The sequence below is a fragment of the Streptococcus cristatus ATCC 51100 genome, assembly GCF_000222765.1.
Classification (GTDB): domain Bacteria; phylum Bacillota; class Bacilli; order Lactobacillales; family Streptococcaceae; genus Streptococcus; species Streptococcus cristatus.
In genome coordinates, this window is the sequence record NZ_AFUE01000010.1 from 114,767 (window position 1) to 127,271 (window position 12,505).

Consider the following 12,505-nt stretch of genomic DNA (forward strand, 5'->3'; position numbering starts at 1 on the left):
TAGACCCGCGGAATGCAGAAGCAAGTATAGTTGTAAGCAATCAGATGGATTCGTTTCCATCTTTTTTATTTGAGAAAAACCTTGAAATTTTTCTGAAAAGGAGTAAACTGTACATAGAAAGTTTCGGAGGTTCTGCATGAAGTTATATGTCCAGTTGATGATTATATTCTCGATTTCCATCATTGGAGAGGGGATATCAAGTGTCTTCCATCTTCCCATTCCAGGTAGTATTATCGGCTTAATCTTGCTATTTCTTGCTCTGCAGTTTAAGTTATTGAGACTCCGTCACGTCAGTATGGTCGGCAATTTTCTGTTAGCCAATATGACCATTCTTTTTCTACCTCCGGCAGTTGGGATTATGGATAAATTTCATGTGATTGCTCCTTACCTGCTACCGATTATCTTGATTATCCTTGGTGCCATTGTTTTAAATGTGATCGTCATTGCCCTTGTCGTACAGTTCATCAAGCAGCATTTTGAAGGTGATTATGAGGAAGGAGGGATGGATCATGTCTAATCTTTGGAGCAATCCACTATTTGGTCTCGCCTTGTCCATTTTTGCCTACCTCATCGGGATGCTGATTTTCCGTAGATTTCCTCATCCTCTGACAACGCCTCTCCTTTTAGCAGCGATTTTGGTCATTGTTTTCTTGAAATTAACGGGAATTTCTTATAAGGACTACTATGTCGGTGGGGCTTATTTGAACAATTTAATCGTACCGTCTACGGTTGCTTTAGGAATTCCGCTTTATAAAACCTTCCACCTGATGAAACACCATGCTCGCAGTATCCTACTAGGCACTTTTGTCGCTGTAGTGGTCAATACGACTTTTACGGCTCTGCTTGCGAAATTCTTTGGGATGGACTTCTTTTTAGCAATTTCTCTATTTCCAAAATCTGTCACGACAGCGATGGCAGTGGGCATTACTGATAAAATGCAGGGGCTGACAACTGTTACCTTGGTGGTTGTTGTGGCGACAGGTATTTTGACAAGTGTTATGGGGCCGACTATTCTTAAACTGCTAAACATTAAGGATCCAGTAGCGGTTGGTCTGGCTCTAGGAGGGACTGGCCACGCGGTTGGTACGGGAACAGCCTTTAAATATGGACAGGTTGCAGGAGCTATGGCCGGCCTTGCAATCGGTGTGACAGGAATCATGTATGTGATTGTCAGTCCAATCGTTGCAGCTATTATCTTAAAATAAAAACATGAAGCAGTATTTCTGGGAAATCTTGCTTCATGTTTTTATTTTAGCTTAGTTGATAGCTGCTAGGAGGGCATCTGCTTGGGCAGATAGCTCAGCAAGCTTGTCTTCTGCAAGGACTAATTGACCAGTTCCCCAAGCTTCTGGGTTGATACCGACACCAGTAAATTGGTCAACCACATTCATGCGAATAAATGGAAGGAGGCTACGGTAGTGCTTGAAGACTTCTTCAGGTGAAGTGCCGTTAGCAACAGATGAAACAGTTACCACTTTGGCATTGAGGGCAGAAGGGCCGCTTGGGTCTGACAAATCAAGTGCGCGTGAAGTCCAGTCAAGCAAGTTTTTCACCACACCTGGGATGGCCCAGTTGTAGACAGGTGAGAAGATCCAGATAGCATCAGCTGCAAGGATTTCTTCACGAACCTTGGCAACAGCAGCTGGAGCTGGACTTTCGAGATCTTGGTTGAAGAATGGTACATCCTTGTAGTCCAGATAGGAAACCTCAGCTTTACCAGCCAGAGCCTTTTCTGCTTGAGCTGCCAATTGATGATTGAATGAACCTTGACGAAGTGAGCCAACAATAAATAGTACTTTAGACATAAATATGTCCTCCATTTTATCTTTATTTAAGAGGTGTCCCTCTTGTTACTATCTATGTTACAACAATTGTCACTAATTAGCAATAATTTAGCTCAGCCTTTTGAAAGTTTTTAAAATCCGCACTAAATCTTCTTTGTCGTTTTGGGAGAGGAGAGCAGTCATATGGCGGATATTGGCGATGTGCTCTGGTAGGACAGCTTCGATTTTTTTCTGGCCTTGGTCGGTTAGTTGGATGAGAAAGGAGCGGCGGTCATTGGGATCGCAGCTGCGACTTATCCAGCCATCTCTTTCCATGTTTTTGATAACGACCGTCATATTTCCCGAAGTGGCCAGCATGCTATCAATCAAATCTTGAATCCGCAGTTCTCCTTTACTATATAAGGTTTCCAAAACGGAAAATTGGGTAGGCGTCAAATTATGCTTTTTAAAAATTTGAGCTTCGAGATTACGAATGGTGCGCTCCGCCTTATGGAGAACGATAATTGTCTTGAGGTCAAGTAGAGTATCCTTGTCTAGGTTTTCAGTTATTTTCATAGCAACATTTTATCAATAAGTAGTAATAAATGCAAATGTGATAAAAGTCCTAGAAAAATCAGGCTATTTGTAGTATAATGATTCAGTGAAACATAAAATTAAAGAAAGGGCTAAATTTCCTATAAGGCACTATGCCATTGGGCTTTTCCTGGTTCTCACGGCGCTTGTTTTTTCATTTTTTACGATCTTGCACCTTGCTATCGAGCCTTGGCAGTCAGCCAAGGAGGGTTCTCAAAAAATCGCTAAGAAATATGCAGATTTGGAAAGTCTGACGAGCTTTTCGATTTACAATGGCAAAGAGTCCTACTATAGCTTGATTGGGAAAACTAGTAAAAAAGAGGAAGAAGCTGTTCTGATTTCCAAAAATTCCAACAAGATCCATGTCTATCGCTTGCAAGATGGGATGAGTCAGGCAGAAGCAGAACAAGTAGCCAAGGAAAATGGAGCGACTTCTATTGATAAGACCACTTTTGGTTATTTAGACGGTCAGCCTGTTTGGGAAATTAAGTCTGGAAGCACTTATTACAATATCGGATTTGAAAGCAAGACATTGCTCAGCAAGGAGGGGCTATGAAATTATCCAATCGTGTTTTAAATATGGAAGAAAGTGTGACCTTGGCAGCGGCTGCCAGAGCCAAAGCTTTGAAGGCTGAAGGCAGGGATATCCTTTCTTTGACTTTGGGAGAGCCAGATTTTCCGACACCTAAGAATATCCAGCAGGCAGCGATGGCAGCGATTGAAGATGGCAGAGCTAGTTTTTATACGGTAACAAGTGGCTTGCCAGAGCTGAAAGCAGCGGTTGTAGACTATTTTGCCAAGTACTATGGCTATGAGATTCAGCCTAATCAAGTGACAGTGGCAACAGGTGCTAAGTTTTCTCTTTACACCTTCTTTATGAGCGTGATTGATCCAGGAGATGAAGTCATCATTCCAACGCCTTGTTGGGTTAGCTATGCTGATCAGATCTTGATGGCCGAAGGAAAGCCTGTTTTTGCTCAAGCGACAGAGGAAAATAACTTTAAGGTGACGGTGGCCCAGTTGGAGGCTGCCCGTACTGAGAAGACCAAGGTCTTGGTTCTGAACTCTCCGTCCAATCCAACTGGTATGATTTATACAGCAGAAGAACTGTTGGCTATCGGGAATTGGGCTGTTGAACATGATATCTTGATCTTGGCCGACGATATTTATGGCCGCTTGGTCTATAATGGTAATAAATTCACGCCGATTTCCAGTCTGTCTGAGGAAATTCGCAAGCAAACAGTCGTCATCAATGGTGTTTCCAAGAGTTACTCTATGACGGGCTGGCGGATTGGCTATGCTGTAGGTGAGCCTGAAATTATCTCAGCGATGAGCAAGGTTGCAGGGCAAACGACTTCTAATCCAACAGCCGTGGCGCAATATGCAGCCATTGAAGCCTTGACGGGTAGTCAGGATACGGTCGAAAATATGAGATTGGCCTTTGAAGAACGCCTGAATACTATTTATCCTTTGCTAGCTCAAGTGCCTGGCTTTGAAGTTGTCAAGCCTCAGGGAGCCTTCTACCTCTTCCCAAATGTTAAAAAAGCTATGGAAATGAAGGGCTATACCGATGTGACAGCCTTTACCACAGCGATTTTAGAAGAAGTAGGAGTTGCTTTGGTGACAGGAGACGGATTTGGTGCGCCAGAAAATGTCCGCCTCAGCTATGCGACTGACATGGATACACTAAAAGAAGCGATTCAACGCCTCAAGGATTTCATGGAGAAGTAAGAATGATTGATCATTTTGGGATTAAAGTAAAGAATTTGGAAGCTAGCAAGCTATTTTATCAGAAAACGTTAGCTCCTTTGGGTTATAAAATAGCCTTTGATATACCTCAAGCAGTGAGTTTTGCAGAGCCACGAACAGCGACAGCTGGTGATTTCTGGCTAGGTCAAGGAGAATCGGATCCAACTCATTTTGCTTTTAATGCTGAGACGCGGGAGCAGGTGGATGCTTTTTATCAAGCTGGCCTTGCAGCGGGCGGTCAAGATAATGGTGCTCCAGGTATTCGTCCCCAATATCACCAGCCTTATTATGCAGCCTTTGTCCTAGACCCAGATGGTAATAATGTCGAAGTAGTCTGCCACAAAGAATAAAAAATAGAAAAGAGAAAAAAAAACGTGTCGAAGAAAAATGTAACAATTATTGATGTAAAAAATCATGTTGGTGAAGAAGTAACGATTGGTGCTTGGGTGGCTAACAAGTCAGGAAAAGGGAAAATTGCTTTCTTGCAGTTGCGTGATGGTTCTGCCTTTTTCCAAGGTGTAGCCTTCAAACCTAACTTTATTGAGAAATTTGGCGAAGAAGTGGGACTTGAGAAGTTTGATACTATCAAACGCTTGAGCCAAGAAACGTCTGTTTATGTAACAGGGATCGTCAAAGAAGACGAGCGTTCAAAATTTGGCTACGAGCTGGACATTACAGACATCGAAATTATCGGCGAGTCTAATGACTATCCAATCACGCCAAAAGAACATGGGACTGACTTCCTCATGGACAACCGTCACTTGTGGCTCCGTTCTCGTAAACAAGTTGCCATGATGCAAATCCGTAATGCCATCATCTATGCTACCTATGAATTCTTTGATAAGAATGGCTTTATCAAGTTTGACAGCCCGATCTTGTCAGGAAATGCGGCAGAGGATTCGACTGAGCTCTTTGAAACCGACTACTTTGGAACTCCAGCTTACTTGAGTCAGTCAGGTCAGCTTTATCTGGAAGCAGGTGCTATGGCTCTTGGTCGCGTCTTTGACTTCGGTCCTGTATTCCGTGCAGAAAAATCAAAAACTCGCCGTCACTTGACAGAGTTCTGGATGATGGATGCGGAGTATAATTTTGTTACTCACGATGAATCACTCGACTTGCAGGAAGCTTATGTTAAAGCCTTGATCCAAGGTGTTCTTGATCGTGCTCCTCAAGCTTTGGAAACATTGGAACGTGATGTAGAACTCTTGAAGCGCTACGTTGCTGAGCCTTTCAAGCGTGTTACTTATGATGAAGCGATTGATCTTTTGCAAGTCCATGAAAATGATGAAGATGCAGACTACGAACATCTTGAGCATGGCGATGACTTTGGTTCACCGCATGAAACATGGATTTCAAACCACTTTGGTGTACCAACCTTTGTCGTGAACTACCCAGCAGCCATCAAGGCTTTCTACATGAAGCCAGTTCCTGGAAATCCAGACCGCGTCCTCTGTGCAGACTTGCTTGCTCCAGAAGGCTACGGTGAAATCATTGGTGGCTCTATGCGTGAAGAAGACTACGATGCCCTTGTTGCTAAGATGAATGAGCTTGGTATGGATACGACAGAATATGAATTCTACCTGGATCTTCGTAAGTACGGCTCTGTTCCACACGGTGGATTTGGTATCGGTATCGAGCGTATGGTAACCTTTGTAGCAGGGACTAAGCATATCCGTGAAGCCATTCCATTCCCACGTATGTTGCACCGTATTAAACCGTAAATCAATGAAAACGCCCATGTGGCGTTTTTTCAACAATGAACAATGAACTATGAAATAATCCAAATATAGAATTTTATAGAAAGAAGAGGTAGGAGTCATGTAAACAGCAGATTAACAAGTGATAAAGGATAGAAATTAAAAAACACTTGTTAAAGGAGAAAATATGTTTAAAAGAAGTTATCGGAAAAATATCGGTCTTATGGCCGGAGTAGAATTTTTTGCCTTTCTAGGCATTACTAGTTTTTGGATTTTATTTCTAAGTCAAAACGGCATGTCCCTCTGGCAGATTGGGCTTTTGGAAAGTATCTTTCACGCTACCAGTGTCATCTGTGAAATTCCTTCTGGGATGTTGGCGGATCGCTTTTCCTATAAAACTAATCTTTATCTGAGCCGGATAGCTGGGATTGTGTCTTCTGTTCTCATGTTGGCCGGGCAGGGGAACTTTTGGGTTTATGCACTGGCTATGATGATCAGTGCTTGGTCCTATAATTTTGATTCGGGGACAAGCGCAGCCATGGTCTACGATTCGTCCGTAGAGGCGGGACTAAAGGAACGTTACCTATCCATCTCCAGCTTTATGTCGGGGGTGGCTGAAGCGACTCGGTCTTTGGGAACGGTCTGGGCTGGATTTTTTGTCCATGGACAATTGCATCTGACCTACTATATCATGATTGGCACCTCTGTCATCGTTCTTTTCTTGACTTGGATGCTGAAGGAGCCAAGTGTCAAAGCAGAAAAAGCAGAACGTCTGACTATGAAAAAGATTATTTGGGCTGTCAAAGAGGAGTTGCAGAGAAATCCCAGCCTTTTTATCTGGATGATTCTTTCCCAAATCATCGGAACGCTGATGTGTATGTTTTATTTTTACTATCAAAATCAATTGCCTGACTTAAAAGATTGGCAGATTTCGGTAGTTATGCTGATTGGCAGTACTTTGAATATCTTGGCGGTCTATCTGGCCAGCAAGGTCGGAAAGAAGTATTCAGCCTTGAAACTCTTTCCTTCAGTAGTTCTTCTAACTGGAGCAAGCTACCTGCTTTCCTATTTTGGAACACCAGTCATCTACATTTTGATTTATCTAATCAGCAACGCCTTGTACGCTCTCTTTCAGCCGATTTTTGACAATGATTTACAAAAGCAGCTACCAAGTGAAGTACGGGCGACCATGCTCAGTGTCTATTCTATGATGTTCAGCCTGAGTATGATTGTCATTTTCCCTATGACGGGCTGGTTGATTGATCATTTTGGCTTTGATTGGACATTTATAGTTTTGGGCGGCTTCTTATTAGCAGCGACACCGTTTTTGCATATGGGTCTAAAGAAAATAAGCCAGAACTTACAAGCAATCTAATATCAATGTTCTCTTTCTGCTGGTCAGAAGGAGAATATTTTTTTCCCTTTGAAAATTATGGTAAAATAAATACAGTTTAATGGAGAAGTAGGCAGTATGAAAGATTTATTGAAATATTTCAAGGGCTATATCAGGGAGTCTTTGCTGGGGCCCTTGTTCAAGCTTTTGGAAGCCAGTTTTGAACTCTTGGTTCCGATTTTGATTGCGGGGATTGTGGACGAGACCATTCCTCGAAAGGACAGTTCCCATCTCTACTGGATGGTTTTTCTTTTGATGGGTTTGGCTGCTCTGGGCGTGGTGGTAGCGGTGGTGGCCCAGTATTATTCGTCAAAGGCGGCAGTGGGCTTTACTCGTCAGATGACAAGCGACCTCTATCAAAAAATCCTGCGTTTGCCCAAGGCTAGTCGGGATGAGCTGACGACTTCTAGCTTGGTGACTCGGCTGACGGGCGACACCTATCAGATTCAGACGGGAATCAATCAATTTCTTCGTCTCTTTCTGCGGGCGCCCATTATCGTTTTTGGCTCTATCATCATGGCCTTTACTATCAGTCCGGTCATTACCTCATGGTTCTTGCTCATGGTGGCGATTTTAACGACTATTATCGTCTTCATGTCTCGTCTGATGAATCCTCTCTATGCCAAAATTCGTCAGCTGACTGATCAGCTGGTCAATCTGACGCGTGAGCAGCTACAGGGCATGCGGGTTATACGAGCTTTCGGTCAGACCCAACGCGAGGTTCAGACCTTTCGCAATCGCAACGAGCTCTATAAAACCTGGCAAATCAGGACGGGAGCTCTGGCTAGTCTGATTAGCCCTCTGACCTTTCTTACGGTCAATGCTACTCTGATTGCTGTGATTTGGCAGGGGAGTACCTTTATCGGCAAGGGTTTGCTGACCCAGGGGATGCTAGTGGCTTTGGTCAATTATTTATTGCAAATTTTGGTGGAATTGCTCAAGCTTGCTATGCTGGTCAACTCACTCAATCAAAGTTATATCAGCGCGGGTCGTATCAGCCAAGTTTTCGAGCAAGCAGAAGAAGATGTCCTGCAGGAATTAGTGCAGGAAACAGCTTTGCCGAATCAAGCTATTAAAGTCCAGCAGGTCAGCTTTTCTTACCCAAATGCAGCTAGCCCAGCCTTGACTGGTCTGACTTTTGGTTTGAAAAGAGGTCAGACTTTGGGGGTTATTGGCGGGACAGGTTCAGGGAAGTCTACTCTGGTTCAGCTGCTGGCTCATCTCTATCCAGTGGCTGCTGGTCAGTTGACCATCTTTTCCCAAGGACGCAGTCCCAAAAATCTGAGCGAATGGAGGTCCTGGATCAGTCTGGTGCCTCAAAAACCGGAGCTTTTCCAAGGAACTGTTCGCTCCAATCTGACTTTAGGATTGTCAACTAAGCCAACAGATGAAGACTTGTGGCAGGCTTTAGAGATTGCTCAGGCGGCGGACTTTGTCTCTCAGAAGGAAGGTGGCTTGGATGCGACTGTAGAGGCCTTTGGTCGGAATTTTTCTGGCGGCCAACGTCAGCGTTTAACCATTGCCAGAGCTGTCTTGCGGAGGGCGCCTTTCTTGATTTTAGATGATGCAACCTCGGCTCTGGACTATCTGACAGAGGCTAGACTCTTGCAGGCTATTAAGAAAGAATTGACAGAGACCAGTCTGGTCTTGATCTCTCAGCGGACCAATACCTTGCGCTCAGCGGATCAAATCTTAGTGCTGGATAAGGGAGAACAGGTGGCTCTTGGTCGCCATGAGGAACTCTTAGTCAGCTCTGCCATTTACCGAGAAATCCATAACTCACAGCATAGTCAAGGAGAGGAGGACAAGCATGAAGCATAAGACATCACCTAGCAGCTTGAGGCGTTTGACTCGAGACTTGCTGCAGGCGCGCTGGCTCTTTCTCCTAGCTAGTCTGGGAACGGTTGCTCAAGTAGCTCTGACTGTTCTTCTACCAGTTTTAATCGGGAATGCGGTTGATAGTGTTCTTCTTCCTCAAGCGGAGCAACATTTGATGCCGATTTTGGGCCAGATGTTGTTGGTCATCTTAGCCAATACGCTGATTCAATGGCTCAATCCCTTGCTCTATAATCAGCTGGTCTATCGCTACAGTCAGCAGCTCCGACAGGGGGTTATCAAGAAAGTGCACTATCTGCCTTTGGCTTATCTGGACCGGCAGGGAACTGGCGATTTGGTCAGTCGGGTGACGACGGACTTGGAGCAGCTCAGCAATGGCCTACTGATGGTTTTCAATCAATTCTTTGTGGGTTTGCTAACTATCTTAGTCACTATCATTAGCATGGCCAGATTGGACTTTTTCCTCCTGCTTTTGGTTCTGCTTTTGACGCCTCTTTCTCTCTTCTTGGCTCGCTTTATTGCTAGAAAGAGTTTTAGTTTTTTCCAACGGCAGACGCAGGCGAGGGGAGCGCAGACCCAGCTGATTGAGGAAAGTCTGACCCAGGAAAGTTTGATTCAGGCATTTAATGCTCAGGAGCAGTTTGATACAGCTTTTACTAGCAGCAACCAAACCTATGCAGACTATTCGCAGGCGGCTATTTTCTATTCTTCGACGGTTAATCCTTCGACTCGTTTTATCAATGCCCTGATTTATGCTTTGATTGTAGGCTTTGGGGCTGTCCGAATCATTCAGGGAACAGGTTTTACGGTTGGGCAGCTGGTAACTTTTCTCAACTATGTCAACCAGTACACTAAGCCTTTCAATGATATATCGTCAGTCATGTCGGAATTGCAGAGCGCTTTAGCTTGTGCGGAGCGGATTTACAGCATTTTGGACCAAGAGGAAATAGCGGATCCCGGCCAGGAAATTCTTCAGTCTGAAGATGTCAAAGGACAGATTAGCTTTGAGCATGTGGCTTTTGGCTATGAGCCTGGAAAAGAGCTGATTCAGGATTTGAATATAAGGATTCCGGCAGCTAGCAAGGTCGCCATTGTCGGGCCAACTGGTGCTGGCAAGTCAACCCTGATCAATCTCCTCATGCGCTTTTACAATGTAGACAGTGGTCTTATTTCGCTAGACGGTACTCCCATCAGTCATTACACCAGAGCCTCTTATCGTCAGCAATTTGGTATGGTCTTGCAGGAGACTTGGCTCAAGACGGCGACCATTCATGACAACATAGCTTTTGGCCGGCCAGACGCCAGCCGAGAAGAGGTTATTGCAGCTGCCAAGGCGGCCAATGCTCATTTCTTTATCCAGCAGTTGCCTCAGGGGTATGACACCTATCTGGCGGATGCTGGGGACTCCCTGTCTCAAGGTCAGCGGCAGCTATTAACCATCGCGCGCGTCTTCCTTGCTGTTCCTAAAATCCTAATCTTGGACGAGGCGACTTCCTCCATTGATACCCGAACAGAAGTCTTGATTCAGGAGGCTTTCAGCAAGCTCATGGTGGGTCGGACTAGCTTTATCATCGCCCATCGCCTGTCTACTATTCAACATGCTGACATCATCCTCGTCATGGTAGACGGTGATATCGTCGAACATGGTAATCACCAGGAGCTCATGGATGCCAGAGGTGTTTATTACCAAATGCAGACGGCGCAGGAGTAGAAGGAAGAGCTTTATTAAAGTTCACAGATTAATGATAAACAAAGCAAAAAGAGTTGGAATTTCCAACTCTTTTTACTTATAGTGCAACTTCCTCCAATTCTGTCTCCGTCAGTTTATAAATCTTCTGGCAGACTTCTTTGAGAAAGATACGGTCGTGGGAAACAGCGATAATGGCGCCAGGATAGGTTGCCAAAAGCTGGCGAACCTGAGGCTGAGAGGTGGGAGAGAAGTTGCGGGTCGGCTCGTCCAGCAGGAGGACATTAGGGCGGTCTAGGACTAGTTTAAGCAGGAGGAGCTTGGCTTTTTGACCACCTGAAAGTTGCCCAATCGGGTGGCGAGCCTCGTCGCGCGTGAACTGGAGACTGGCTAGATGCGTCAGGATTTTCTCTTCAAGAGCCTTGTCACCAGAGGGAGCTAGAAAGTCGAAAGGACTGCTCTCATCAGTCAGCAAGTCGCCATAATGCTGGGGCATATAACCGACCCGCATGTCTGTCCGCTCACGCAGGATCTTCCATATTTCCTTAAGTAGAGTAGACTTGCCAGCACCATTAGCACCAATCAGTCCGATTTTTTCCTGGCCGCAGACCTCCAGAGTCAGGTTCTCCGCTAGCTGTCGTCCGTCTGCTTCTAGTTTCATTCCTTCTAATTTTAGGATTCTTTTGGTCAATGGCAGAGCTTCTATGTTTGAGAAATGCAGACTGATAGCATCTTCCTGTGTCGGGATTTCGGTCATTTCAGCACCTGCTTTTTCAAATCGTTTGCCCTGTGAGAGGACGTTTTTCATCTTCTTGGCTAATAGTCGGCCTTGGACATCATTTTTGGTATTTCTCAAGGCATTCTCAACATTTTGCTTAACTTGTCGGTGTTTTTCCATAGTCTTAGCGTGTTCTTCTCGCTCTTTTCGTGCTAGTTGCCCCTGTTTTTCAAAAGCCTCCTGACGCTGCTGGCGGTAATTTTCATAGTCCAGACTCTTGACGCTGGTTCTAGCTTCCTGCTTCTTTTTGATTCGCTCCAGATGGACAATCTTGGTTGCAGCCTGAGCGAGAAAGTGCTCGTCATGAGAAACGAAAAGAACTGTTCTCTTGCTGTGGCTGATAAAGTTTTCCAGCCATGTCAGAGTTTCGAGATCAAGGTCATTAGAGGGCTCGTCAAGAAAGAGCATGTCCCAATCGCTGGTTAGTTTCTTTATGAGCTGAACTTTAAGCTTTTCTCCTCCAGATAGGCTAGAGAGCTGCTGCTGACTGGCAAAACGCTGGCTGTCAAAGTTGAGTTCTCCAGCATAGCGATAGAGCTTGGCATAGTCCAGCTCGGTCTCAAAATCAGCAAAGAAATAGTCATTTAGCGTCAGTTGGGCATCCTCTAAAGGCAGTTGCTGGGGCAGGTAGACAGCAGCAGTATAGGACTTATCAATCTGCCCGCTGTAGCTGACATAGGAACTGACAAGTCTCTCGTCGAGCAAAAGCTTGAGCAGGGTGGACTTGCCATTGCCCTCCTCGCCGATAATAGCGACCTTGTCTCCTTGATTAACAGTCAGTGATAAATCTTTGACTAACTCCTTCAGGTCTTTTAGATGGGTAATGGTTAGATTTCTTATTTGCAGCATAGATGTCTCCTTTATTTTTTAAAACAAAATACAGCCCTGCTTTATTTAGCAGAGCTGTTGAGATTGCACAAAGAAGACACAGGAGTGTCTAAATAGGGGCATTCGTTTGTAGACTTACAATTTGCACTGTCATAGGAGTGACAGGATCAATCTAAATAT

Annotated in this window: 12 protein-coding genes; 9 read left to right on the forward strand and 3 right to left on the reverse strand. The window is 44.8% G+C overall.

Annotation, left to right across the window (positions count from 1 at the left end; translation table 11 throughout):
* The first annotated feature begins 136 nt into the window (after nucleotides 1-136).
* Nucleotides 137-517, forward strand: coding sequence for a CidA/LrgA family protein (locus HMPREF9960_RS09415; RefSeq protein WP_005590547.1), 381 nt, complete (start codon nucleotides 137-139; stop codon nucleotides 515-517).
* Nucleotides 510-1,205 (forward strand): LrgB family protein, encoded by a 696-nt coding sequence (locus tag HMPREF9960_RS09420; protein WP_005590546.1) that lies wholly within the window; start codon nucleotides 510-512, stop codon nucleotides 1,203-1,205. The genes HMPREF9960_RS09415 and HMPREF9960_RS09420 overlap by 8 nt, the downstream gene beginning before the upstream one ends.
* 51 nt (nucleotides 1,206-1,256) lie before the next feature.
* Here HMPREF9960_RS09420 and HMPREF9960_RS09425 read toward each other — a convergent pair whose 3' ends face one another.
* Nucleotides 1,257-1,805, reverse strand: a complete 549-nt coding sequence (locus HMPREF9960_RS09425; RefSeq protein ID WP_005592474.1) for an NADPH-dependent FMN reductase — start codon at nucleotides 1,803-1,805, stop codon at nucleotides 1,257-1,259.
* Nucleotides 1,806-1,892: 87 nt separating this feature from the next.
* Nucleotides 1,893-2,339 carry a MarR family winged helix-turn-helix transcriptional regulator gene (locus HMPREF9960_RS09430; RefSeq protein ID WP_005590543.1) on the reverse strand — a complete coding sequence of 149 codons (447 nt, stop codon included), beginning with the start codon at nucleotides 2,337-2,339 and terminating at the stop codon, nucleotides 1,893-1,895.
* Between the two features lie 85 nt (nucleotides 2,340-2,424).
* Between HMPREF9960_RS09430 and HMPREF9960_RS09435 the strand changes: the two genes are divergently transcribed.
* The 7 genes from HMPREF9960_RS09435 (at nucleotide 2,425) to HMPREF9960_RS09465 (ending at nucleotide 10,743) form a co-directional block, all read left to right on the forward strand.
* On the forward strand, nucleotides 2,425-2,913 hold the full coding sequence (locus HMPREF9960_RS09435; RefSeq protein ID WP_005590542.1) for a cell wall elongation regulator TseB-like domain-containing protein: 489 nt from the start codon (nucleotides 2,425-2,427) through the stop codon (nucleotides 2,911-2,913).
* On the forward strand, nucleotides 2,910-4,088 hold the full coding sequence (locus HMPREF9960_RS09440) for a pyridoxal phosphate-dependent aminotransferase (protein WP_005590541.1): 1,179 nt from the start codon (nucleotides 2,910-2,912) through the stop codon (nucleotides 4,086-4,088). Before HMPREF9960_RS09435 ends, HMPREF9960_RS09440 begins: the two co-directional genes overlap by 4 nt.
* Nucleotides 4,089-4,090: 2 nt before the next feature.
* Nucleotides 4,091-4,456 (forward strand): VOC family protein, encoded by a 366-nt coding sequence (locus HMPREF9960_RS09445; protein ID WP_005590540.1) that lies wholly within the window; start codon nucleotides 4,091-4,093, stop codon nucleotides 4,454-4,456.
* A 24-nt stretch (nucleotides 4,457-4,480) separates the two neighbouring features.
* A complete protein-coding gene (gene asnS / locus HMPREF9960_RS09450) occupies nucleotides 4,481-5,827 on the forward strand; it encodes an asparagine--tRNA ligase (RefSeq protein ID WP_005590539.1) in 1,347 nt (448 codons plus the stop codon).
* A gap of 163 nt (nucleotides 5,828-5,990) precedes the next feature.
* Nucleotides 5,991-7,178: an MFS transporter gene (locus HMPREF9960_RS09455; protein ID WP_005590538.1), complete on the forward strand. Its 1,188-nt coding sequence runs from the start codon at nucleotides 5,991-5,993 to the stop codon at nucleotides 7,176-7,178.
* Nucleotides 7,179-7,274: 96 nt separating this feature from the next.
* On the forward strand, nucleotides 7,275-9,017 hold the full coding sequence (locus HMPREF9960_RS09460; protein ID WP_005590537.1) for an ABC transporter ATP-binding protein: 1,743 nt from the start codon (nucleotides 7,275-7,277) through the stop codon (nucleotides 9,015-9,017).
* Nucleotides 9,007-10,743, forward strand: coding sequence for an ABC transporter ATP-binding protein (locus HMPREF9960_RS09465; protein ID WP_005590536.1), 1,737 nt, complete (start codon nucleotides 9,007-9,009; stop codon nucleotides 10,741-10,743). Before HMPREF9960_RS09460 ends, HMPREF9960_RS09465 begins: the two co-directional genes overlap by 11 nt.
* 76 nt (nucleotides 10,744-10,819) lie before the next feature.
* Here the strand turns inward: HMPREF9960_RS09465 and HMPREF9960_RS09470 are convergent, their stop codons facing one another.
* A complete protein-coding gene (locus HMPREF9960_RS09470) occupies nucleotides 10,820-12,346 on the reverse strand; it encodes an ATP-binding cassette domain-containing protein (RefSeq protein ID WP_005590534.1) in 1,527 nt (508 codons plus the stop codon).
* Nucleotides 12,347-12,505: the final 159 nt, after the last annotated feature.

What these genes read in the sequence shown, in the direction of transcription:
- HMPREF9960_RS09430 (WP_005590543.1), bottom strand. Translation starts at nt 2,339, where the DNA reads ATGAAAATAACTGAAAACCTAGACAAGGATACTCTACTTGACCTCAAG.
- HMPREF9960_RS09445 (WP_005590540.1), top strand. Translation starts at nt 4,091, where the DNA reads ATGATTGATCATTTTGGGATTAAAGTAAAGAATTTGGAAGCTAGCAAG.
- HMPREF9960_RS09460 (WP_005590537.1), top strand. Translation starts at nt 7,275, where the DNA reads ATGAAAGATTTATTGAAATATTTCAAGGGCTATATCAGGGAGTCTTTG.
- HMPREF9960_RS09415 (WP_005590547.1), top strand. Translation starts at nt 137, where the DNA reads ATGAAGTTATATGTCCAGTTGATGATTATATTCTCGATTTCCATCATT.
- HMPREF9960_RS09420 (WP_005590546.1), top strand. Translation starts at nt 510, where the DNA reads ATGTCTAATCTTTGGAGCAATCCACTATTTGGTCTCGCCTTGTCCATT.
- HMPREF9960_RS09470 (WP_005590534.1), bottom strand. Translation starts at nt 12,346, where the DNA reads ATGCTGCAAATAAGAAATCTAACCATTACCCATCTAAAAGACCTGAAG.
- HMPREF9960_RS09425 (WP_005592474.1), bottom strand. Translation starts at nt 1,805, where the DNA reads ATGTCTAAAGTACTATTTATTGTTGGCTCACTTCGTCAAGGTTCATTC.
- HMPREF9960_RS09455 (WP_005590538.1), top strand. Translation starts at nt 5,991, where the DNA reads ATGTTTAAAAGAAGTTATCGGAAAAATATCGGTCTTATGGCCGGAGTA.
- HMPREF9960_RS09440 (WP_005590541.1), top strand. Translation starts at nt 2,910, where the DNA reads ATGAAATTATCCAATCGTGTTTTAAATATGGAAGAAAGTGTGACCTTG.
- HMPREF9960_RS09465 (WP_005590536.1), top strand. Translation starts at nt 9,007, where the DNA reads ATGAAGCATAAGACATCACCTAGCAGCTTGAGGCGTTTGACTCGAGAC.